Genomic DNA, 25,524 nt, shown 5'->3' with positions numbered 1-25,524 from the left:
TAATGTCATTTTAATTATTTCATGCTCATTTGTGACCGTTTACATTTTTTGAGAATTTTCCGGATTGTTATATACGCAACCATTTGCTTGTAACAACAACTACATAACAAAAAAGCTGTTAACATCACATCCTAAGATGCGCATTAACAGCTTTTTGATATTTATGAAGTGGGACGTGAAGAAGCTGATTCTGCGGTGAAAAAGTGATGTGAAAAACCATCACTCAGACCACGCCAACTGGCTAACAATGCTGAACATTTCATATGTTTTAACAATGTGCGTAAGATAAGCGTACCTGCAACAATAATATCGGCACGATCTTTCCCTAGATCAAATCGATTCACCCGTTCTTCTAAACTTAGCGTTGCTAACGCTTCAGCATAAAAGAAAATAGTATCTGGATCGATACGGTAAGGATCACTAGCGGGCTTCGATTGACGTTTACGTTCTCGCTCCATTCTTGCCAGAGCACGAATACCCCCACCTAGACCAATCAAAGGCAAATCAGGATGCATCGCTGTCCACGGATATTCTGCTAATTGTTGCTGAATACTCTGTTCCAACTGTGCTGTCGATTGCTCGCTCCAATGATCGGTACCACCATTTTGCATCGTCATATTGACTGCCCCGCAAGGCAATGAAGTACTTTGAATTAATTGGTTATTTTTAAAATAAGATATTTCGGTACTGCCACCACCAATATCAACAATAAAGCCTTCTGTCACATGAGCTGGCATAGAGCGCATTACCCCTAGAAATCCAAAATACGCTTCTTCTTCACCGGATAAGATCTGCACTTTGATATCGGTATTGCTTTCCCAACACTTCATAATCTCTTCCGTATTGGCTGATTGTCTAACTGCTGCTGTAGCTACAGCACGAATCTGATGGGTATGATTCGTTGCGCAAATATGCTTAAACTTCTGGAGGATAGGAATAACCGTTCGGATATCTTCCTCAATCATGTTGCCATTCTCATCCCTGCGCACACCTAGCCGAACAGTTTCTTTCGCTTTGTGTATCATACGACAGGTTCCATCTGCACCTGCTTCATAAATAATCAGACGGATTGAGTTTGAACCAATATCAATGACTCCGAGTCGGTTCCGGTTTTCGCTCATCGTATACTTGCTGTGAACGCGTCCGCTATTCCATAAATCGCCATCAACGAGTTCCTCCTTCTATCTATTTTAGGTGTTCGTTATTCCTTATCCTTTACTTCCATCGCCATATTTTTCGCTATGCCAAACGTTTGTTGGTTATGATTTTATCAGGAACGGTCTCTCATTTCCATAATTACTCGTTATAAACCTAATTTATTATCAAAAATAACAAAAATAGCTACTCTTTATTTCTAAAGAAGTAGCTATTTTGAATGATTACATCACAGGTTCTACTTCAAATTGTGGATCGCCACTTTTGATTAATACTTTAATCGCATCTTGATGAGTATTAACGAAAATATAGCGATCTGTATCTACATCTTTGGCTTGCCAGTCTTTGAGACGGATAATAAATCCAACACTGGTTTCTTCAGGAGCAACCACAATTTTTGCAACGGCTCTACCGTCTTCAATCCGTTCAAAATCAACTTGTCTGTGACCTAAGATTGGTCCCCATACCCATAGATTCCAACCTTTATAATCTTGATTAGGACGCTCATATTCCACTTCAATACTACGAGGAACATAAGGCAGTACTTCTACTAACCATTGGGCTGTTGCTTTACCACAAGAAGCGGTAATTTTGGCTGTACCCGGGCGAATCCCACGTACCAATCCATCTTTATTTACACGGATAATCCGTTTGTCGCTTGAATCCCATTGCACTTTTGGACGAGCAATGGGGCGACTGTATTGATCCAGAACTTCAGCCTTCAACGGAATACGTTTTCCGCCATAGACTTGATGTTCCCCTTGCAAATGAATCATATGCGGTACTAGCGTTTCTACATGTAATAACAGTGTACTTTTCACGCTACCACAAGAAGCACAGATTGTACTATCTCCTTCGTTTAAAGCAATCATTTGTCCATTTTCACGCACAATAACGTTTTGCTCATTCGAAGAGTGGAACTGTACAGATTCTGCTTCAAAAATACGACCCCGTTGATCGCGTGGAGTGACTTTAATCTGTAACTTTTCGCCGGGTTCCATAATGCTTGGCGTATAATCCCATTCCAGACTAGCTGCTACAGGGATATATTGATCTTCTTCATCGTACAGCACCATCATTGATAATGGTGGAACGATCACTTCTTGACCGACCACACTAGCTAATGGATGTATACCTGCTTGATTCTCGTTAACAACCACTTGCCATGGGCTTGCTGATAATGGCAAAGCCACATTCTGATCATGAGTGCTCGCATTATAGATTACAACGATTCGATTCCATTTATCACCATGAGCATATTCACCAAGTTGGAAAGCAACAATCTGCTTGTCACTACGCAATACTTTTAGATGTTTTTCAACATCTTCTCGTTGATCCATACGGAATGCGGGATGAGAACGTCTTAATTGAATCAGACCTTGATAATAATCAAATACAGGACGGAAATGATGTTTATTTTCCCAGCGTAATCCATTGATCACATCCGGGCTACGATAACTGTTATGATCGCCAAATTTGGTACGTAACATTTCATCACCAGCATGGATAAATGGAATGCCTTGACTGGTTAACACAATCCCGTTTGCCAAGATTGAACGACGAACCCAATCATTAGACAACACATATTCAGGATCAATGTATTTATAAGGTTCTGCGGCTTCTACCGCTTGTTCTACGCTACGTCCATCTGCTAACTGTCGTCCATTATCCATGTGTAAGAAAGAAAGAGCATCATCTTGTCCGTAGGTACGTACAAGCTTATCCCACAGATTTAAGTTATCATGAGCAGTTACATAATTGACCGTTTCACTAGGATGATCTGTAAAATCACCAATTGCGCCATAGATTCCTTTGACAACATCGCCTTCAACATCAAATGCTCCTGTTGCAAAACCCTGTGTATCCCCATCGCTATCGCCTTTAATCGCTTCACGGAAATTATCGTTAAATACAGCAAATCCTTTACCACGTTGTGCGCCTTTCAGCGTCTGTTGTGGAAGAAGAGACCATCCACCTGTCCATGGCTCACCATAGATCAATATACAAGGATCGACATCACGACGTAATTCTTGAGTCAATTGAGTCACGGTATCGGTATCAATTAAGCCCATCAAGTCAAATCGGAATCCATCCAAATGATATTCATTAGCCCAGTAGCGCAAAGAATCTTTGATATATTTGCGTACCATTGGACGTTCTGTTGCAATCTCGTTACCTACACCAGAACCGTTAGTCAATTGACCTTTTTCATCTGTACGGTAAAAGTAGCCCGGAACCAAACGATCAAAAGGTCCATCATCTACAGAATACGTATGGTTATACACGACATCCATGACTACACGTAGACCTTCTGCATGTAAAGCTTGTACCAAACGTTTAAATTCACGAATACGTGAAGTCGGATCCGCAGGATCAGTCGCATATGCGCCTTCAGGTACATTGTAATGCTGAGGATCGTATCCCCAGTTGTATTTCATCTGAGTAGAATCAGGATCATTTACTTTTAATTCATTGACGGTATGGAAATCAGCAATCGGTAATAAATGAACATGGGTTATACCTAGTTCTTTAAGATGATCGATACCGATCTGATTGCCATGCTCGTCTTGTAGACCTTTTTCAGTAAAAGCTAGATATTGACCTTTATATTTCATTTGTGAAGATTCATCAATGGAGAAGTCACGCACATGCAGTTCGTAGATCACGGCATCAGTCACACTGGACATACGTGGCTTTACATCATTTTCCCAACCTTCTGGATTGGTCGTCTGAAGATCAATAATAGCTGTCCGTTGTCCATTCGGAGAAACAGCGCGAGCATAAGGATCTACTGCATATTGGACAGAACCGTCAGCAAATGTAGCACGGTACATATAATAATGACCTGCAAGATCACCGTGTTGCTCACATTGCCATACGCCGCCTTCTTCGGATTTCATTGGATACGCTTTACCATACGTATGATCATGCACTAGACCTTCGTCATCGTACACACCCATATCTTGATATAACATAAGATCCATCTGGACAGCATCTGGTGCCCAAAGTTTGAATATACTGTACTGAGGCGTATATTGTAGTCCAAGATCATCTATATCGTAAAAGTAGTCAGCAGCTACATCTAAATTTCGTATTAAGGAATGATTCATTTTATCTAACATTATATTCACCACCATATTTTAGGTTAACTATGAGCACGAATGTTCATATTTATTTCCACACCGTCAAGGGTTACTAACAAGTCTAGTATTTATTTACAATTGCTTATAATAATAGTATCGGATATTTTGTCGAATTCTTGAAGGTTTAATGGAACTTTAGTCCTATTTGATGGGGGTTTTTGTAATATTCAAGAGTGCAATCGTTAGCACAAATAGTTAATGAATATCATACCGACTATTATTATTTATCCGATAGCGATTGTATCTTTGGGAAAGCGAAGGTTAATTTGGATATAATATTGCCTATTATTTACCTCAAATGCTTGCTTTTGAATAAAAATCATAATCATATATCAAAATTAAATTATTAATTAGGATTAATGATCAGGTAACAGCTGTTGATGATTCACTTGCTAAGCACTGCTACCTGATCCTTATTCAAAAGAAACTCAGACGAATCTAAAACGATTACTGAGCAGTCAAAATAATCGGTCCATCCGCTGTGATCGCTATTGTATGTTCATACTGAGCAGACCATCCACCATCTGCGGTACGTGCTGTCCAACCATCTGCATCAATCGTCATCCGATACGTACTTTCATTAATCATCGGTTCGATCGTAAAGACCATACCTTCTTTAAGACGTGTGCCTTTGCCGGGCTTACCTGTATGCGTAAAGTTTGGTTCCTCGTGAAGTTCACGCCCTATTCCGTGCCCTAACAGATCACGTACCACATGGAAGCCATTGCTCTCCGCATGATGTTGAAGAGGTGCCATTGCATCTCCTAGACGATTGCCTACGATAGCATGTTCTATCCCGATATACAGACATTCTTTAGTGACTCGCATTAATTTTTCAGCTTCTGGTGAGATGTTACCTACGGCATAACACCATGCGGAATCACCAAGCCAACCATCATATTCAGCAACGATATCGATTTTGGCAATATCGCCTTCTTTTAAAGGAGTACGACTCGGAAATCCATGAGCAATAACGTCATTTACAGATGCACAGGTCTCATATTCAAAACCATTATATCCATTGGTAAACTGCTTACCACCTAGTTTGGTGATATGTTTTTTGACAAATTCATTAATTTCCATCGTGGTAATGCCGGGTTGAATAAGCTTGGCAAGCTCACGATGACAATCAGCTACGATCTGACTAGCTGTTCTCATTGCTTCTATTTCTTGAGGCGATTTTAATATAATCATTGATCGGCTTCCTTTCACAAGCTATTTCCTGTTGGCATATGCTGGAATAGCCATTTCTCTATAGTTATGGTTCCTCATACATATTAACGTCAACTTTATCTTTGAGCAACCTACCGATCTTATCAGATGCATACTCTATCCCAGTGTAATCGACGCCATAATGAAAAAACACCTGATAATCTTTAGACGGATTATCAGGTGTGAGGTTGCAAGTATGAAGTTAAATATGTAGCTTATTTTACTTGGATTCTATGCGTTTGCCCACAATCGCTAAATGACGTTCTACATCATCCAAAATAGCTACACGTGGCAAATGTCCCCAATCTTCAAATCCAAATTTACGCAATAATTTTAGACTTGGATCATTATGAGCAAAAACAAATCCAAGCAATGTATGGATATGCAATGATGGGGCTTGCTCAATCGCATAAGATACTAATTTGCTCCCTATCCCTTTGCCTTGATAATCATTATGCACATATACACTTAGCTCCACTGTTCCATTATAAGCAGGTCGTCCATAAAAGGTCTGTAAACTTGCCCAGCCTGCAATCTGACCTTCTTGCCATAAGACCCACAGGGGACGACGATCTGGAACATGCTCATCGAACCACGCTTGACGGCTTTCTACAGTCACAGGTTCTGTGTCTGCGGTAGCTAGCCTTGCAGGGATCGAAGCATTATAGATATCGACAATAGCAGGTAAATCTTCTTGTCTGGCTATTTCTATAGTGTACGGTAAATGTGGATCACTCATAAAGTCTGCCTCCTTGTAAAAACGCAAAAATTAAGATTAGATGTATGGATTAAAGAAGATTAACGCACAAATGTGTTTTTAACACGTACAGAACGCATAAAGTAGAAAATCCAAGCTACAGCAAGAGCGACTCCCAAAATCGTACTAAATGTAGTAAATACACCTACATCAGGTATGATTAACATAGTAACGACTGTACCTGCTAACTCAAAAATGAAATAAGCAATCATCAAACGTGGCAAGAATTTTTTACGTTGGTAAAAGAAAATTAAATTAACAAGCATCCAGACCAAAGAGATCGAAGCAAGTATAATTCCTATGATCATCACCAATGTAAAACGTTCACCATAAATCGCAAACAACTGATTAGTCATTCCGGGCATTGCTGATTCAAACTCTTCTGGATTATTGTGCATCCACATTAAAAATATGTAACTAGGAATCGTGAAAAAGAAAGCGATAAGTACATAATACATATACACCTGAAAACAAGCTAGCCAGCCACCTAACCCTTGTAAAGGCGGTTGCATATAAGGTGGATAGGGTGGCATTCCTCCCTGTTGCTCTTGAGGCGGAGCTTGATACGGATTCTGCTGAACTCCATTCGGATTTGGTGGATATTCATTACTCATTCTATATCATCATCCTTTCTATGTTTATTCTGATCCTACTGGATACCAGATGCTTCTATTGTAACAGTAGATCCATCATGATGTAAGATAGATTGCACAACAAATGACATCATTTTAAAATGATCATTCTTATTAATCTTGCCAGCCTATCTGCTCTTTACTCCATTCCCAAAAACGAAGCGCTTCTGCTTCATCAAGGGCTTTGGACTTCAGCTTATGATTCTGTTTACGATAATAATAAGCACCCGAATGTTGAGCAACAGTCTCATCATCCACTAGAAAAATAGCAGTCTCGGCACCTTGCTCTGGCGTCTGGAAAAAAGGAAGATGCGCTACTCCTGCCAAAATACGCTTGCCGAATCCAGTATCTCGATCGACTCCAATATTCGTAGCCACTGCACCAGGATGCAGGCAGTTGATCGTTACATTTGTATCTTTTAACTTGTCAGCCATAACACGTGTAAAAAAGATATTCGCAAGCTTGGATTGAGCATACGATTTGATAACAGTATATCCATAATGTAAATGTGGATCATCCCAATGAATTTTACCAATTTTGTAAGCGCCTGAACTGACCACAACAATTCGTCCTTGCGGAGAAGCTTGAAGTGCATCCAACAGTAAATGAGTCAGCAAAAAGTGCCCTAGATGATTCACACCAATACTCATTTCAAATCCATCTTCAGTCTCCTGACGCTTTAAATTCACCACCCCTGCATTGTTAAGCAGTACATCCAAACGATCATATTTTTGGTTGAATTCTTCGGCAAACTCTCGAATATGTTTAAGAGAACCTAGATCACATTTCATAAGACTAATTCGATCAGAATCACTCTGTTTACGTGCTTCTTGTAACGCTTGTTGTCCGCGTTCTTCGTTACGACAGCCCATAATCACTTCATAACCACGCTTCGCTAATTCGATAGTAGAAGCAAGTCCCATACCGGAATTGGCACCTGTAATCAATACACGTTTTGTACTCATGATGTTCCTCCTGTAAGTCATTCTTTTCTTGTTAATAAACCAGTCCATCTATTTCTACGCATGTATTGATCGGTAAAAGCGTCGAAGCATGGAGATGACATACCAAAAAAACTGTAATCACACCTCATTGCCTACTCTGTAGTATAAGAATAGAACAAGAAGTAATTACAGTTTTTGGTATCTATCCTATTGCATAATTTCGATAAATATTTCGTTATCGCTAACTATTTATTGATTTAATCATTTACTTATTCAACTTGGCATATGCTTCTTCATACTCTTTGATCAGTTGATCTCCTCCTGCTGTACGCCAACTTGTAATCGCTTGTTGCCAGCCAGCATCATCTAATTCACCCATAATGTACTTGGTCTGAGCATCACTGATCATCTGATCTAATTCTTGCCCACGTTCGGTATAGATATCAGATACCAGATTATACGCCGGGTTGGAGACTGCATATTTGCGATCATCTTTCGATAATTTCACACCTTTAGTTCCCAGTTCAGTGTCGATTAATTCAGGCACATTATACCCTTCGATATTCAGTAAATTATCACGGTATGGCTTCACATCCCGTTGGTATCCGTCAAAATCGATAAATTCGGTTTTACCATCTGCTGTTTTTTTATAATGTTTATTTTCGATTCCACGTAATTGTAATGTACTTGTCGGTTCGTCCATTAATTTATCGAGTGTACTTAACAGATCTTTCAATTGAGCTTCATCTTGTACAGTCGCTTTGGGGAAAGCCAGAAAGCCAAAGTTACCGGGTTCACCGGCTATCCGAATACCTTCGGGTCCTATAAATGGAGAAATATCCACTACACCATCCGGTACAGCAGCTGTCAGCAACTGTTGTGTACTTTTGCCGTTAGTAGCTACGCCATTCAATTTCATCCCTATTCTACCGGATGCCATCATTTTATCAGCTTCTGTTGAATCCAGTGATGGGAAATCGGCATTGATTAATTTTTCTGCATATAGACGATGCATCATTTGTAATACCTCGGTATATTGCGGTGTGATAAATTCAGGCGTAAATTTACCACTGTTATCTACTCCCCAGCGATTGACTCCACCTAAACTGACTGCAATACGGGTCAATGGAGCTTGAGAACCTTCGGTATATGTTTTGAATAATGGAAAAGCATACGTATCGTTTTTACCATTGCCATCAGGATCTTGAGTCGCTATCGCTTTGGCGGCATTGTACCAATCGTCTACACTTTTCGGAACACCTAATTTCAATGTATCAAACCAGTCTTTTCGATACACGATTGCAGCCCGTCCGATATCGCGGAAATTAGGGATTCCATACAATTTGCCATCTACTGTGATATTGCTATAATACTCAGGATCTTGAGCGCTTAGATTCGGATAGTCTTTAAGATACGGTCCTATCTCCCAAAATTGATCTGAACGAATCGCACCCACTGTTGTTGGAATATAATTCAATCTCATAATATGAGGTAGATTGCCTGAAGCGATCATCACGTTGACTTTATCGTTAAAAGCAGAGCTTGGAATCCATTGAATATCCAAATCTTTGCCGATATGTTTTTCCAATCCTGTCTCAATATCATTTCCAGTTTTGGGAATATCACCGACTTGCATAAGCGAAATACGTACTGTTGAAGAGTCTGCTGTGGCAGCGCCTTGATCGCTATTGCCACAACCTGTTAATCCGAAAGCCAATATTGCTGTCAGTGTCCAGCATGCACTTTGTTTGACCACAAATTTCATTTTGGTATCCTCCTGAATATAGTGGAATAAAAATCATGATTGGCTTTACTTTTGTTGTTGCTGTTCTTTGTAAGAGCTTGCGTATTCTTGCATCACTTTATCGCCACCTGATGTTTTCCATAGTTCCACTTGTTGTTGCCACCCGTTCTCGTCGATTTTGCCCATAATGTATTTGGTCTGTGCATCATTGATCAGTTGATCTAGATCACCACCACGTTCTTCATATGTCGGTGAATACAATGTCAATGCTGGATTAGGAACAGCATACTGCGTGATTTCTTTTGCCATCGCTACTCCTTTTTCACCAATCTTGGTATCTTTTTGCGCAGGTACGTTATAGCCTTCTACCAATGGCAGATTATCACGATAAGGCTTCACTTCACGCTGAAAAGCAGCAAAGTCTGTCATTTCCACACGTCCATCGTCTAACTTTTTATAATGCTTGCCATCGACTCCACGTAATAACAATGTAGACATTTCAGGGTCCATTAATTTATCCAAAAAAGAAAGAAGTGCTTTGAGGTCTTCTTCTGTAGGTACAGACACTTTAGGGAATACAAGAATGCCTGCATTACCCGATTGCGCAGGTACACGATAACCGTCTGGCCCTTCTAACTTGGAAAGATCAATCTCTGCATCAGGTACATTTTCTTGTAATCGTTCAAGCTGACTTTTAGCCGTTTGTGCTACAGCGATCTTCATACCGGTTAGACCGGAATCGAATTTCTTGTCTGCTTCAGTCGAATCAAATACAGCAAAATCTTGATTGATCAATTGCTCATCATACAGACGCTTCAGTAGATCCATTACACCTTTATATTCTGTTGTCATAAATTCTGGCGTAAATGAACCATCTTCTTCGACTTTCCACTTATTAGGTGCACCCAGACTAACAGCAAGACGCGTGGTAAATGAATATTCGCCTTCATTATATTTTTTAAATAGCATCATGCCATACGTATCTTTTTTGCCATTATCATCTGGATCATCTAATGTTAACGCTTTCACATTGTTGTACCAGTCTTCTGTGCTTTTCGGTACATCTAGCTTCAGCTTTTTGAACCAATCCGAGCGATAGATCAATGTCGCACGGGCAATATCGGAAAAGCGAGGTACCCCGTAAATTTTGCCATCTACTTTGACGTTATCGTAAAATACATCGGCTTGTGCAGCTAAGTTGGGATAGTCTTTGAGATAAGGGCCAACTTCCCAGAACACATCATTACGCATCGCATTGGTGACCGCAGGTGTGTAGTTTACTTTCAAAATATCAGGCATATCTCCCGAAGCGATCATGACATTGATTTTGTCATCATAGGCGGAGTTCGGTATCCACTGTACATCTATTTTTTTGCCGGTGTACTTTTCGATTTCTTGTTGCACTTGATTGCCTGCGGAAGGAATATCCCCGACTTGAGAAATTGCCATAGTGATTGTATCATCGACAGAAGCTCCTTGAGAGCCTTTGCTTCCACATGCACTGAGTACGGTTGATGTGGCTAGGATGAAGCACATTAATGTTGCTGTTTGTTTTTTCATGTGTTGATAACTCCTTTCATTGATGGGGTGGGGTGAAGGGCTTCGGGGGAGATGGTTCTTGCCGTCGCTGGTAAGATCGGATATCTTGATTGACCGCTAAACGGTCGATATCCGAGTCTTAAAGGCGACTTTCAGAATCCATCTCCCCCTTCGCCCAGCACCATTGGGTGGGGGTAGCAGGAAAGATTTAGACATTTAGAGATTTAGAGATTTAGAGATTTAGAGATTTAGAGATTTAAGGATTTGGATATTGGTTTTGGATATGAGTGAGATTGTTTGTTTTGAGCATTTGGAGTTCAGATATTATTGGAGTTAATCATTTTCTAGATAAAGTATTGATTGTAATGGTTTATACAAATAATAGTGGATCGAAATGCATTGAATGTGGTTTTTGATTATGGATGTGTTGGGATAGTTGTAACTTGGGATTTCTATCCACAAACTTATTTAAGTTATTTTTAAATACGCAATTAAGATGTATTGGATCATTAATATATTAGCCTTTGACTGAGCCTAGGAGTGCGCCTTTGGCAAAGTGTTTTTGTAGGAATGGGTAGACCATTAAGATCGGTAGTGTGGAGAAGACGATTACTGCCATTCGGATCGTGAGTGGTTGGATATCGGCTTCTTCGATACTGGTGTCTCCGATTCGACTTTGGGCGAGAATAACGATTTCGCGTAGCCACACTTGGACAGGCCATTTGTCGCTGTCGTTGATATATAGAATAGCGCTGAAGAAGCTATTCCAGTGAGCTACAGAGTAGAACAGTGCAAAGGTTGCCATTGCTGGTAAAGATAGTGGTAAGACGATACGGAAAAGGATCGATACGTCGTTACATCCATCAATCTTGGCGGCATCTTCCAGTCCGTCCGGAATCTGTTGGAAAAAGTTTTTGAGTACAATTAAGTTGAAAGCGCTAATCGCTCCGGGAATCATCAGCGACCATAATGTATCTGTTAAATGTAGTGAATTGACTACAAAGTACGTAGGAATCATTCCGCCACTGAATAACATGGTGAACAGTACACCGAGCATGATGTATTTTCTGCCTCGCAAATAAGGACGAGATAACGGGTATGCCATCAATGTCGTCAGTAGCAAGTTAATCAGTGTACCAAGTACGGTAATATAGATTGATACCCATAGACTGTTCAGTAGTGTAGACGTTGAGAAGATATAGCGATAAGCGGCAAGAGAGAATTCTTTGGGAAAAAGAATAAATCCTCCTTTAGCAACTTCGGCTGGACTGGTAAACGATACAGCAGTGATATAGATAAAAGGTAATACCGTTACAATCCCTAACAATAACAACAAGGTATGATTGGTATAATCAAATAACCGATTTCCTAATGTACGATCTTGTTTCATCATGTGGTCTCCTTTCGGACGATAGATACATTAATAAATGCCTTCTTCTCCGCATTTTTTGGCTAATTGATTAGCACCGACAACCAGTAGCAAGCCGATCACAGATTTGAATAGTCCCACAGCGGCACTGTAACTGTATTGGGCTTGAGTCATCCCTTTGACGTATACATAAGTATCGAACACTTCCCCTACATCACGGTTTGTAGAAGTCAGCATTAAGAAAATCTGTTCGAATCCGGTATCCAAAAACGTACCCAGACGCAAAATAAGTAAAATAATAATCGTACTGCGAATCGCTGGTAATGTGATATGCCATAACTGTCTCCAACGACTTGCTCCATCCATCCGGGCAGCTTCATATAACTGAGTATCTACACCTGACAAAGCCGCTAGAAAAATAATCGTTCCCCAACCGACTTCTTTCCATATCGATTGCGAAATAATCATCGTACGGAACCAACCGGGTTCTAATAAAAATGCTATTTTTTGTCCGGTAATCGCAAAGATCAATTCGTTTAAAATTCCACCTTCTGTGGTAAAGATCATATAAAATACACCAACAACGACAACCCATGAGACAAAATGCGGTACATAGATTAACGTTTGGACGAACCGTTTAAATCGTTCCGTCACCACTTCATTAAGCATCAACGATACAATAATAGGTAAAGGAAAAAAGAAGATAATATTGTACAGTGCTAAGATCAGCGTATTGCGAAATAACATCCAAAATTGCGGTTCACTGAAAAAGCGTTCAAAATGCTTGAATCCTACCCAATTGCTTTCCCAGATTCCTCGGTAAGGAACATAATCTTGAAACGCCATCACAATTCCATACATCGGTACATATTTAAAGACGACAAAATAAATAATTCCCGGCAATAACATAATGTACAACCAACGATTTTTGTAAAATTCTTTCCATGACATGTTCGCCTGACGTTCCTTTGTACGTATCCGTGTAGATGATTTGACCGATTTGGCTTCCATCCTTCACCCTCCTTGAAAGCGTTAACATTTGTATAGACTCATTGTCGCTTCCAGAAGAATAACAGGCTATCATCCAATTTTAGCTTTATATGTAAAAAAAGAAGCCAATCCTTACTGTATCAGGGTTTTAGCTTCTTTTTTTGGGAACACAATAACCTTTTTTCAACCTCTATATATGCTGAATTCAACTCGTATTTACTCAAATCAACTTCCGACTGCGATGTTCTTCACGATATTTACCAGGAGTCGTTCCTACTATTTTACGAAAAATACGGATAAAGGCTGTCGTGTTACTGTAGCTTAATTTTTCTGCGATATCTGCAATTCGCCAATCGGTTGTTTCTAACCATTTCTTCGCTTGATTCATTCGATATTCAGCTACATAATCACTAAACTTAATACCTGTTTCTTTTTTGAAAACACGACTTAAATACACTGGATGAAAGTTAAGCTGTTCTGCACACATTTCTAAGGACAAATCTTGTTCATATCGCTGTTGGATAATCTGGATCATCTGATCGGCAATATTGATATACTGTGACTCCGATTGGCTTTGTAAAAATTGCTGTAACGGCTCAAATAGTGCATGAGTGAACCAGTGTCTGATTTCTTCTACCGTCTGTAGTTCAAGCAAGCGATGCAGCGATGCTTTTTTACCTAAGACTCCATTAACAGTTCCGCCTTTTTGCTGTACCATCTCATATACACGAGCAGCCAATTGGGTTAGTAATACTGGATAATCGCGGAAATGTATTTCTTTGTCCATCACATGACGAATATATTCATCGAAATACAGTGGAGTCTGCTCATAATCTCCATTTTGCAGCGATTGGATAATACGATCTTCTAACTGTTTGAGCTGAGTATAGACTGCTACTTCCATAGGCGTACTATGATCAATATCTTCAAAATGAATAATCAATTTGTTGCCCAGACTCATTCGTTGCTTGAGTGCTTCTAGTCCTTCTCCATAGGCATCAGGTGCTCCTTGATAATGTTCAAATGGACGGCTGATCCCGATACTGACTGACAACGATAAATAGTCTTGAATCTGAGTACGTACTCGCTCTGCTTGACTGTGATACCACGAAGTAGCATCTTCATTATCTGCGGGTTGGACCAGAATACTAACTTGAGATTGTTCGATCAATACCGGACTAAAGCGATGCTCCACCGAAATCAATTCAGACACCATATTATTAATAGCAAACAGTAACAGTTCTCGATCGGTTTCTTCATACCGTGTTCCTTGTACCGTATCGATCTGTAATACCAATACCGCCATAGAACGAACCGATTCAGGAAATCCATAGATCAGACGGCGACGTTCAAATTCATTAGCAGGAATCTGCCCGCTGATCAACTTAATCACTGATAATTCTCGCAATTGCGGAACCTGTTCCCGAATCTGCTCTTCCAACTCACGCCCTGTTAAGCGCATCCGCTCTACTTGTTCTCCAATATAAGCAAATTCATCTCGTCTTTTCACTGGCTTATGTTGATCTCCGGCTAATCCTTTTCGGTAACCTAACCATAATCGTCTATACCCTGTATCTGTGGATGGCTCTTCTGCCTTGAGCCGTCCGGTATAATCTACAGAGTCACTGGCACCTAATAACTGCATTAATTTAGACACAGGAGAATACATACGACGACTGCTGAGAAAAGCCAACAGTGCAGTTAACAATAACATCGCTACACAGACACTAATCGTTAATACTGCTATTTTTCTTGTCTGGGACGTAATCTGTCCTATAGATACGACAGACACATATACCCATCCGTTCAGTGTCGATGAAGAATAAGTCACTCCCACTTCTTCACCTTCACTTTTCCAATTAAAAAATCCTTGACGTTCTCCTTGATGAACATGAGCAAACACTTCATTTTGTAATCCAGGATATTGTGTACTCTGACCGTTATCTAGAAATTCTTGTTGGTATTGATCAAACACATATATTTGTCCCAGACGTGTACTGCTGGTGACCCAATTATCAATTTCATCATTGGCAATATCCAAGACTAACAATCCGCGTGGTTCACCGGTCGAAGGTAATAGTGGAATTTTGAACACCATACTGGTTACCTTTGTTTCCTTTTCAGGCGATCCTGAGTCCAATTCCTCTTCTGAGATCATATCTATATTTGACGTATATCCGTTATTCGCTATTGAAGTATCGGTTACCCAGAACATGCTATTTCGATTGTGTCGGTATGATCGAAGCACACTTTGATCTTCTGCATCAGATACTTGACTGAATGATGTTCCTGAGACTACCCAGTTATGCTCAAAGTTAATTAAACGTATCTGATCTAGCGATGTAATCGTTTGCAAATTATTAAATCCGGTCGTCAAATTACGTATTTTTTCAAAGTCTCCCGATTGCAAAGGTTGCTTCATCGTTTCCGTAACAAACGGCGAATTGACATATTGTACAGCAGACAACTGCAATGTTTTGAGTACTTGATCTACACGTAATTGAGTTTCATTTAATAATTGTGCATTACCATCTTGCACTTTCTGCTCGACATCACCTGCCGCCAACGTATAAGAAAATATCCCGATTACCAGTACAGGTAACGATCCCAATATCACCATAATCAGAAATAAACGATATAGATATTTAGACAACAATCTCCCCTCCAGAGGTAATCATCAATAAAATAGGTATGTTGTACATGTCGCAGTGTACATTCATTATTGGATCTATGTAAAAAAATTCTATTTTTGCTTTATTTAATCATTCTATCGTATTATGCAGATTCCTCCAACCTAAAATAAAAAAGAATGTCGTTATTGTGCACTTTAATTACCTGTAGCAAAAATATACATAACAAAAAAGACTGATCCCCATCTAGGTTTTCAGTCTTGTTCTTGTTACAATACATATAAATAGATTTTATATCCTTCTTTTGTATAGATTGACAGTATTATGAGTTAGTCTTGGGCGTGTTCAGCATAAGCTTCTGCACTCAAAAGGCTTGATAATGCACTATCTAGGTCACCACTGACTTTAACTTCAACCATCCAGCCACGTCCGTAAGGATCAGAGTTCACCAGTTCAGGTTCTGTTTCCAATTCAGGATTAAAATTAGTGATCGTACCTGTCACCGGGCTAAAAAGATCAGATACTGTTTTGACCGATTCAATCGTGCCGATCACAGCTTCAGAAGCAACTTCTGCACCTGCTTGTGGCAATTCAACAAATACGATATCTCCTAGCTGATGTTGAGCAAAATCAGTAATACCGATACGAACCGTATCATCACTAATACGCTCTACCCATTCATGTTCTGCACTATACAGCAATTGATCTTTAATCTCACTCATTGTTCATTCCTCCGGTTCATGGTTGTAATGTCTTCATGCACACAAGCGTATAGCAAGGCAGATTATACTGTCAATACTCTTGACATTGCTTTTTGAATCAAGTATTAATATAATATACATACATTCATTACTGTTTCAATACTTAATGTTCGGAAATACATAACATCATATGTAGCGAATGAAAGTACAGGGAGAGACTGTTCAGAACCATAACAGCGCCGAAGGAGTAAGCCAGTAATGGTGAATCTCTCAGGTAAAAGGGACCTGTACCGGACGCAGCTCTGGAGAGAATTGGCATCATTCGGTCACCGACGAATATCCGAATGATAACAACCAATCACCCAAGGGGAAACTTGTTGCTTATAAGCTATTGAGCACAAGGTAACTCTCAGGTATCAAGGACAGGGAGAAAAAGAAATATTTCAGGTATAGCACCTGCTTATTTCCTTTTCTCTCTGTCTTTTTTATTGAGCTTTTCGGATGATTTTATTCTTTTTTCATAAAAAATGATATATGCGATTTTTCGCTACAAACTAATTCGATGAGGTGACGATCATGACAACAGAACTGAAGCGTACGCCGATTTTTCCTCTTTATGCTCAATCCGGTTCCCCACGCTGTATCGATTTTGGCGGTTGGGAATTGCCTGTTCAATTTACAGGAATTCAAAAAGAACATGAAGCGGTTCGTGAACAAGCTGGATTATTTGATGTTTCTCATATGGGTGAAGTGATCATTTCAGGTGAAGGTTCCCTTGCCTATTTGCAACAATTATTAACTAACGATGCTTCTCGCTTGCAAGATGGACAAGCCCAATATACATTAATGTGCTATCCAACAGGTGGTGTAGTCGATGATCTATTGGTATATCGTCTGGGCGAAGAACATTATATGCTCGTGATCAATGCCTCGAATATTGATAAGGATATCGATTGGATGAAGCAGTCTTTGCCTGCCAATGTCACTCTTGAGAACATTTCAGAACAAACCGCTTTGATTGCTTTACAAGGTCCTCAAGCGGTTGCTATTTTACAAGCGGCTACACAAAGCGATCGTTATGCTGAACTGGCAGGATTTTCTTTTATCGAAAAAGCTGAGATTTTTGGTGTTCATGCGCTCATCTCTCGTACAGGTTACACCGGTGAAGATGGTTATGAACTATATGTATCTGCAACAGATGCTCCTCTCATCTGGGAAAAGCTATTGCAAGCAGGTGAACCGCTTGGCTTGATTCCTTGTGGACTGGGTGCACGGGATACGCTTCGCTTTGAAGCTCGTCTTCCTCTGTATGGTCAAGAGCTGTCAGCAGATATTTCTCCACTCGAAGCGGGACTTGGCTATTTTGTAAAGTTAGACAAAGAACATTTCACAGGCAAAGAGGCTCTAGTCGCGCAAAAAGAAAAAGGATTGTCTCGTAAATTAGTGGGTGTAGAAATGATCGACCGTGGTATTCCTCGCCCGCACTATCCTGTCTACCAGAACGGTCGACAAATCGGCGAAGTGACGACAGGAACTCAATCTCCTACACTTAAGCGTAATCTTGGACTTGCTTTAATTGAAGCTGACAGTGCTGCTCTAGGAACACCGATAGAACTTGAGATTCGCGGTAAAATGCTCAAAGCTGAAGTGGTGAAAGCACCTTTCTACAAACGAGCATCTTCTGTCACTAAATAAAATTACAAGGCGACTGATATGTTGCCCAAAGGAGTCTACCTTTATGAAATCGCATCGTTATATTCCAATGACCCCACAGAATGAAGCAGAGATGTTAGAGGTTGTTGGTGCTTCTTCGATAGAGGATTTATTTACAGATATTCCGGCATCCCTTCGTTATCAAGGCACAATGCCTATGTCTGAAATGCTGGATGAATATACACTGACTCGTCATATGTCTAGTCTTGCAGGACAAAATGCAGATACAGATCGGTACACTAGCTTTCTGGGTGCAGGATTGTATGATCACCATTTGCCATCTGTGATTAATCATGTAATTTCTCGTTCTGAATTCTATACAGCGTATACTCCATATCAACCAGAGATCAGTCAAGGTGAATTACAAGCGATCTTTGAATTTCAGTCCTATATCTGTGAACTGACAGGAATGGCTGTAGCCAATGCAAGTATGTATGATGGCGCAACAGCACTTGCCGAAGCAGCTTCCCTTGCAGCATCAGCTACAGGACGCAAAAAGATTATTGCTCTTTCTACGATCCATCCTGAATCACGCGGAGTCGTTCGTAGTTATGCTCGTGGTCTTAATCTGGATGTAGTTGAAGTGCCTTATGGCGATGGAGTCACAGATATTGGGGTGCTCACTGAAGCGATTGATGAGCAGACCGCTGTTGTACTTGTCCAATCCCCTAACTTTTTCGGTGGTATTGAAGCGATTCAAGCAGTTGCCGATCTTGCTCATGCCAAAGGTGCTTTATTGGTAGTGAGTACGAATCCTATTTCACTGGGACTACTCGAATCTCCTGGTAAACTTGGAGCTGATATCGTTGTTGGTGATGCACAGCCGCTTGGAATTTCGATGTCGCTTGGCGGGCCAACTTGTGGATTCTTCGCTGTGGCTCAACCGCTTATGCGTCGTATGCCCGGACGAATCGTAGGTCAGACCAAAGATATTGATGGTAAACGTGGTTTTGTATTGACGTTGCAGACTCGTGAGCAACATATCCGTCGTGACAAAGCGACATCAAATATTTGTTCCAATCAGGCATTGCTTGCGCTGTGTGCATCGGTATATCTATCTGTCATGGGTAGACAAGGTATGGTGGATGTAGCTGATCTGAATGTGCAAAAAGCTCATTATGCTGCTCAAACTTTATCTTCTATCCCTAATGTCAAATTAGCGTTCCAATCTCCTTTTTTCAATGAATTTGTACTGGCTTTACCAGAAGGCACTTCAGTCGCTGATGTTAATACTCAACTGTTAGCTAAAGGCATGATTGGTGGTTATGATCTAAGCCTATCTTATCCTGAATTGTCCGGTCATATCTTGTTCGCAGTCACAGAGAAACGTACCAAAGCAGAGATAGATCTATTGGCAACTGAACTGGAGGCAATCCTATGACAAACGAAACTGTAGTCCATGAGACCGTTACTTCTGTACAAGGCGCTGTTGTTACTGAAAAAGCTTTGATTTTTGAATTGAGTCAACCGGGTCGAATCGGTTATTCTTTACCGGATTGCGATGTTCCTCGTGTCGAAGTCTCTCAATTGATTCCGCAAGAAATGCTTCGTAAAGAAGAACCTGCTTTACCTGAAGTATATGAAGTTGATGTGATTCGTCATTATACAGAATTGTCCCGTCGTAACTTTGGCGTAGATAATGGCTTCTATCCATTGGGTTCTTGTACGATGAAATACAATCCTAAAGTCAATGAAGATGTAGCTCGTTATGCAGGGTTTGCGAAGATTCATCCTTATCAACCACAACAAAGTATTCAAGGGGCACTGGAACTGATGCATACTTTGCAAAATGACCTTGCTGCTTTAACAGGCATGGATGCCGTCACTCTTCAACCTGCTGCCGGTGCTCATGGAGAATGGACAGGTCTAATGATGATTCGTGCGTATCATGAAAAACGTGGCGAACATCGTACCAAAGTCATCGTACCTGATTCTTCTCATGGTACGAACCCTGCAAGTGCAACAGTAGCTGGATTCCAAACGATCACGATTCCTTCTACTCCAGAAGGTTTGGTCGATCTCGATGCTTTGCGTGCTGCTGTTGGATCAGACACAGCTGCATTAATGCTCACGAACCCGAATACACTGGGTCTTTTTGAAAAGCAAATCAGTGAAGTGGCTCAGATTGTTCATGAAGCTGGTGGATTGTTGTACTATGATGGTGCTAACTCCAATGCGATTATGGGAATTACACGTCCGGGTGATATGGGCTTTGATGTGGTTCATTTGAACTTACACAAAACAATGAGTACACCGCATGGTGGCGGTGGTCCGGGTGCAGGTCCTGTCGGTGTGAAAAGCAGATTGCTTCCTTTCTTACCTGAACCGGTTGTTGAAAAATTAGAAGACGGTACCTTTACTTTACGTAGTGGTTCTCCTGACTCGATCGGTCGTGTCAAAGCATACTATGGTAACTTTGGTATTCTTGTACGTGCGTATACGTATATTCGTAGCTATGGACCTGAAGGTCTGCGCCGAGTGTCTGAATGTGCCGTTCTGAATGCGAACTATATGATGCACCGTCTTAAAGATCATTATGAAATGCCATATACAAGCGTATGTAAGCATGAATTTGTGATGTCTGGTAAAGGGCTCAAACAGTACGGTATTCGTACACTGGATGTTGCTAAGCGGTTACTGGATTTCGGGTACCATCCGCCTACAGTTTACTTCCCGCTAAATGTAGAAGAATGTATTATGATCGAACCTACAGAAACAGAAAGCAAAGAAACACTGGATGCTTTTATTGATACCATGATTCAGATCGCTGGTGAAGCGAAAGACAATCCAGAATTGCTACTAAATGCTCCTTATGGAACAGCAGTAAGACGCTTGGACGAAACAACAGCTGCTCGTAAGCCAGTATTAAACTGTGCTTGTAATTAAATAGCAACATACCAATCATCCCACCGACTTTTCTATTCTGATCAAGTCGATGGGATGATTTTTTTATAAGATGAATAATTATTGATATACTCATTTTTCTAACTTAATTATCTATATAAGTCTCTATCCATCTACTATTTTGAATCCATTAACTAATTATTTATACTTTAAAGCGATCAACCATAACGTTTAACTCTTTAATATTTTCAGTTAGTAATCCTATATTGTCTGTTACTTGTTGTGACATTTTGATTTGATTTTCTACACTGGCAAGTACTTCCTGTGAGCCAGCAGCTGTTTCTTCTGTAGTCGTTGAAGCAGATTGAATAAAGTCGATAATATGTTCTTTGCTAATATTCAATTGAGTCGTCATATCCTTCATGCTTACAATAAGACTGTTCATTTCTTGAATGGATTGACCAATTTCTATAAAAGCACCGCTTGTATTATCAACACTTTGTGATTGATCATTTAAAGCAATCTGCGAAGCATTCATCACTTCTTTGGTCAGCGTAGTAGAAGAAATAATACGATTCAAAATATCTTGTATTTGAGTAGTTGCTTCTTTGGACTGATCTGACAATTTGCCAACTTCAGAAGCTACTACAGCAAATCCTTTACCATGTTCTCCTGCGCGAGCAGCCTCTATAGAAGCATTAAGTGCTAATAATCCTGTCTGTTTAGAAATCTCTTGAATAAGAACAGACATGTTAACAATACCATTCACTTCTGTAATCAAATGATTTAAATTGACAGAGACTTGTTCAGACAAGCTTGCAAATGATTGCATATGATTTTGCAAATAAATAACTGCTTGTTCACCAGATTGTTGACGTTGACCAATCAATGTACTTAGTTTTTCCAGATGCTGTGCATGTTGATCTGTATTCTCAATTACAGTAGCTATCTTACGAATAGAAATAGTTCCCTGTTCGATTTCATCGTACTGACTTGCTGTAGCTTTGGTAATCGATTGTATAGCATAATCAATTTCTTTAGAAACTGTCATATTATGAATAGACGTATCATACACATTTTTGGTATGGACAGAAGTTGCTGTTGCTGTCTGTTGAACTTGCGCTATAATAGACTGTATTTTTTCGATAAATTGGTTAAATGAATTCGCTACTCGTCCAATCTCATCTTCACTTTTAACGACTAAACGTTGAGTAAGATCGCCCTGTCCTTCGCTAATAGTAGACATCATTTTTTCTAATGTACGTAATGTCTCAAATTGTCGATATACAATCCAGTAAATACATACTAAAAGCAATACCATACTTATGGTTACTACAACAAGTGTAACGTTACGGATGGTATGCAATACATTTTCGGAAGTAATTAAAACTAGAATTTGCCCATTAGATAATGTAGTTGCCAAAAGATTGGCGGCTTCGCTCTTATAGGTTGTATCTTGGAGTACCCATTCTTTACTATCTTGATTTGCTTTTACAAATGTTTGCAATGTCGTTGTGCCCATATAATCATTATCAGTCGTATATACAGGTGATGTGTCTTTATTTAAAATTGCTGAAAACAGAAGTTCATTGCCTAATTGTTGATGAAGTTCTTTTAGATACGCTTCTATTCCCGAATTAGGATTGTTACTTGCTAATTCTGCTCCAATTCGGATAATCTTTGCCATAGCAATACCTTGGGCATCTGTTTCATCGTGAACTTGTAGAAAAATATAATAGACCATAGAACAAATAATAGTACCTACAACTAACATGATAGGTAAAATAATTTTAAATTGAACAGAGAGCGTTTTAAATTTCTTTTTCCGGTTCATTGTCATTTTCTTTTTCCCCTATCGTAATCAGTTATAAATATAGATATAACAGTTACTTCGGAAGTTAGAGGAAATCCAATTAACTTTTTTTACTTTATTTATAAGTATTCTACAATATTAGAAATAATAACAACAAAAAAAGCTGATTTCTCTGTACAGAGAAATCAGCTAAAAGTAAATGTTGGGAAAACTTATTAACGCTCATCATGCCAAGCGTGTAACGGAAGAAAAATCAAGCGTGGATTGCTTGTACCAGTTCAACCACTTGCTCAGCTGTTTGCATATCCAAAGCTTTAGCAGCTAATTCTTGCATGTCTGCTTTAGACAATTTAGCTAGTTGGCTACGTGCTGGAAGAATAGAGCTTGCACTCATACTGAACTCATCCAGACCTAGACCGAGTAGCAATGGAATTGCTGTAGCATCGCCAGCCATCTCACCACACATGCCTGTCCATTTACCTTCTTTATGAGCTGCATCGATAACCATTTTAACCAAACGCAAGATAGATGGGTTGTATGGTTGATACAGGTAAGATACCCGTTCATTCATACGATCCGCTGCCATTGTGTATTGGATCAAATCGTTAGTACCGATACTGAAGAAGTCCACTTCTTTAGCAAATTGGTCAGCCAGTACTGCTGTAGAAGGAATTTCCACCATGATGCCAAGTTGAATGTTGTCAGAAACAGCAACACCTTCAGCAACCAGTTTTTCTTTTTCTTCTACCAATACTGCTTTTGCTTCGCGGAATTCCATCAATGTAGCGATCATCGGGAACATAATACGTAGGTCACCATATACACTTGCTCTAAGCAATGCACGTAGTTGTGTACGGAAAATGTCTTGACGATCTAGACAAAGACGAATGGCACGGAATCCAAGGAATGGATTCATTTCTTTTGGAAGAACAAGGTAAGGTAGTTCTTTGTCGCCACCAATATCTAGTGTACGAACAACAACCGGTTTACCTGCCATTTTTTCCAAAACCGTTTTGTACGCGTTAAATTGCACATCTTCAGAAGGCAATTCATCGCGACCCATGTATAAGAATTCTGTACGGTATAGACCTACGCCTTCGCCGCCATTATCCAATACACCAGCCACATCGTTTGGCGTACCGATATTAGCAGCCAATTCAACATGTACTCCGTCTTTAGATACCGTTACTTCATCACGCAATTTGCGCCATTCAGTAACTTGAGCTTCATAAGCTGCACCTTTAGCACGGTACTCAGCAAGAGTTGCTTCATCAGGGTTAACAATAACATTACCTTCAAGACCATCAACGATAACGATATCCCCATTTTGAATAACTTCCATGACTTCTTTTGTACCGACTACTGCTGGAATTTCCAACGAGCGAGCCATAATTGCGGAGTGAGAAGTACGTCCGCCAATATTTGTAGTGAAGCCTTTAACAAAATTACGATCCAATTGAGCGGTATCCGAAGGCGTCAAATCTTCTGCAATAATAACGACTTCTTCACGGATCTCAGCTGGACTTTGGAAGTTAACACCCATCAAGTGATTCAAGACACGCTTGCTAACATCTCTCATATCAGCAGCACGTTCTTGAAGATAAGTGCTCTTCATATTTTCAAACATGGTTACAAATTGAGCTGCAACTTCATTCAATGCAAACTCAGCATTCACCATTTCTGTAGCGATTTTATCTTTTACAGGGCTAATCAATTCAGGATCATTTAGAATCAACAAATGTGATTCGAAAATCTCTGCTTTTTTAGCACCCATTTCTTGTAACGTACGTTCTTTGATCGCCTCGAGTTCAGTTTTGGAAATTTCCAAAGCTGCATCAAGTTTAGCCAATTCCGCATCTGTATCACTAATCGAGCGTTTGGTAATCTCGTATTCAGGATGTTCTAGACGGAATGCTTTGGCAATGGCGATGCCCGAAGACGCCGCGATTCCCAAAATATTAGCCATTGATTTCGCCTAGCCCTTCGTTCACCATAACGTCAGTCAAAGCTTTCAATGCTGCATCTTCTTCTGCACCTTGTGTAGAAAGAACGATAACGTCACCTTGCTCAAGACCTAGAGACAATACTCCAAGGATTGATTTCAAAGTTACTTTTTTACCTTTAGCTTCTGCAAAAGATTCTGTAGAAGCAAATTTGTTAGCAGCTGTTACCAATGCTGTTGCTGGGCGTGCGTGGATACCATCTTCGTCAACGATTTTGAATGTTTTTTCCATTATAAAATTCACTCGCTTTCTCATCATAATAGGATAGTAAAGATCAATCATAACTAACTAATAACTAGATCATCCCTTATATTGTACAGCATTATAAGGCGTG

18 protein-coding genes and 1 riboswitch are annotated in these 25,524 nt (G+C 40.0%); of the genes, 3 read left to right on the top strand and 15 right to left on the bottom strand.

Features of this window, described 5'->3' with window-relative positions; genetic code table 11:
- Positions 1–161: 161 nt before the first annotated feature.
- From PTI45_RS19355 to gcvH, 12 genes are all read right to left on the bottom strand, one after another.
- A complete protein-coding gene (locus PTI45_RS19355) occupies positions 162–1,121 on the bottom strand; it encodes a Ppx/GppA phosphatase family protein (RefSeq protein WP_069329231.1) in 960 nt (319 codons plus the stop codon).
- 258 nt (positions 1,122–1,379) lie between these two features.
- A complete protein-coding gene (pulA, locus tag PTI45_RS19350) occupies positions 1,380–4,277 on the bottom strand; it encodes a type I pullulanase (protein WP_069329230.1) in 2,898 nt (965 codons plus the stop codon).
- A 468-nt stretch (positions 4,278–4,745) separates the two neighbouring features.
- Positions 4,746–5,492, bottom strand: coding sequence for a type I methionyl aminopeptidase (gene map, locus PTI45_RS19345; RefSeq protein WP_069329229.1), 747 nt, complete (start codon positions 5,490–5,492; stop codon positions 4,746–4,748).
- Positions 5,493–5,730: 238 nt separating this feature from the next.
- Entirely contained in the window at positions 5,731–6,249 is a 519-nt protein-coding gene (locus PTI45_RS19340) for a GNAT family N-acetyltransferase (protein WP_069329228.1), read from the bottom strand.
- Between the two features lie 59 nt (positions 6,250–6,308).
- The gene (locus PTI45_RS19335; protein WP_069329227.1) at positions 6,309–6,881 is read right to left on the bottom strand and encodes a DUF2569 family protein; all 573 of its coding nucleotides are present in this window, start codon (positions 6,879–6,881) and stop codon (positions 6,309–6,311) included.
- A 132-nt stretch (positions 6,882–7,013) separates the two neighbouring features.
- Positions 7,014–7,865, bottom strand: a complete 852-nt coding sequence (locus tag PTI45_RS19330) for an SDR family oxidoreductase (RefSeq protein WP_069329226.1) — start codon at positions 7,863–7,865, stop codon at positions 7,014–7,016.
- A gap of 244 nt (positions 7,866–8,109) precedes the next feature.
- Entirely contained in the window at positions 8,110–9,609 is a 1,500-nt protein-coding gene (locus tag PTI45_RS19325) for an extracellular solute-binding protein (protein WP_069329225.1), read from the bottom strand.
- 45 nt (positions 9,610–9,654) lie between these two features.
- Positions 9,655–11,148 (bottom strand): extracellular solute-binding protein, encoded by a 1,494-nt coding sequence (locus PTI45_RS19320; protein ID WP_069329224.1) that lies wholly within the window; start codon positions 11,146–11,148, stop codon positions 9,655–9,657.
- Between the two features lie 496 nt (positions 11,149–11,644).
- Positions 11,645–12,517: a carbohydrate ABC transporter permease gene (locus PTI45_RS19315; protein WP_069329223.1), complete on the bottom strand. Its 873-nt coding sequence runs from the start codon at positions 12,515–12,517 to the stop codon at positions 11,645–11,647.
- A gap of 30 nt (positions 12,518–12,547) precedes the next feature.
- Complete coding sequence (locus PTI45_RS19310) at positions 12,548–13,447, bottom strand: ABC transporter permease (RefSeq protein ID WP_241669368.1); 900 nt, start codon at positions 13,445–13,447, stop codon at positions 12,548–12,550.
- A gap of 259 nt (positions 13,448–13,706) precedes the next feature.
- The gene (locus PTI45_RS19305) at positions 13,707–16,139 is read right to left on the bottom strand and encodes a helix-turn-helix domain-containing protein (protein WP_069329221.1); all 2,433 of its coding nucleotides are present in this window, start codon (positions 16,137–16,139) and stop codon (positions 13,707–13,709) included.
- Positions 16,140–16,445: 306 nt separating this feature from the next.
- Complete coding sequence (gene gcvH, locus PTI45_RS19300) at positions 16,446–16,838, bottom strand: glycine cleavage system protein GcvH (protein ID WP_069329220.1); 393 nt, start codon at positions 16,836–16,838, stop codon at positions 16,446–16,448.
- 178 nt (positions 16,839–17,016) lie between these two features.
- Positions 17,017–17,114: riboswitch (glycine riboswitch) on the top strand.
- A gap of 279 nt (positions 17,115–17,393) precedes the next feature.
- On the opposite strand from gcvH, the gene gcvT reads away from it, so the two are divergent.
- From gcvT to gcvPB, 3 genes are read left to right on the top strand one after another with little or no spacing between them, the layout of a single operon-like run.
- Positions 17,394–18,512 carry a glycine cleavage system aminomethyltransferase GcvT gene (gene gcvT / locus PTI45_RS19295; RefSeq protein ID WP_069329219.1) on the top strand — a complete coding sequence of 373 codons (1,119 nt, stop codon included), beginning with the start codon at positions 17,394–17,396 and terminating at the stop codon, positions 18,510–18,512.
- Positions 18,513–18,555: 43 nt separating this feature from the next.
- Positions 18,556–19,911, top strand: coding sequence for an aminomethyl-transferring glycine dehydrogenase subunit GcvPA (gcvPA, locus tag PTI45_RS19290; RefSeq protein ID WP_069329218.1), 1,356 nt, complete (start codon positions 18,556–18,558; stop codon positions 19,909–19,911).
- Positions 19,908–21,416, top strand: a complete 1,509-nt coding sequence (gene gcvPB, locus PTI45_RS19285) for an aminomethyl-transferring glycine dehydrogenase subunit GcvPB (RefSeq protein ID WP_069329217.1) — start codon at positions 19,908–19,910, stop codon at positions 21,414–21,416. The genes gcvPA and gcvPB overlap by 4 nt, the downstream gene beginning before the upstream one ends.
- A 160-nt stretch (positions 21,417–21,576) precedes the next feature.
- On the opposite strand, the gene PTI45_RS19280 is transcribed toward gcvPB, so the two are convergent.
- The 3 genes from PTI45_RS19280 to PTI45_RS19270 form a co-directional block, all read right to left on the bottom strand.
- A complete protein-coding gene (locus PTI45_RS19280) occupies positions 21,577–23,214 on the bottom strand; it encodes a methyl-accepting chemotaxis protein (protein WP_069329216.1) in 1,638 nt (545 codons plus the stop codon).
- A 226-nt stretch (positions 23,215–23,440) separates the two neighbouring features.
- Complete coding sequence (gene ptsP / locus PTI45_RS19275) at positions 23,441–25,153, bottom strand: phosphoenolpyruvate--protein phosphotransferase (RefSeq protein WP_069329215.1); 1,713 nt, start codon at positions 25,151–25,153, stop codon at positions 23,441–23,443.
- Entirely contained in the window at positions 25,146–25,421 is a 276-nt protein-coding gene (locus PTI45_RS19270; protein ID WP_069329214.1) for an HPr family phosphocarrier protein, read from the bottom strand. Before PTI45_RS19270 ends, ptsP begins: the two co-directional genes overlap by 8 nt.
- Between the last annotated feature and the right edge of the window lie 103 nt (positions 25,422–25,524).

The organism is Paenibacillus nuruki (genome assembly GCF_001721045.1).
GTDB classification, from domain to species: Bacteria; Bacillota; Bacilli; order Paenibacillales; family Paenibacillaceae; genus Saccharibacillus; species Saccharibacillus nuruki.
This window is presented reverse-complemented; position numbering and strand designations above follow the sequence as displayed.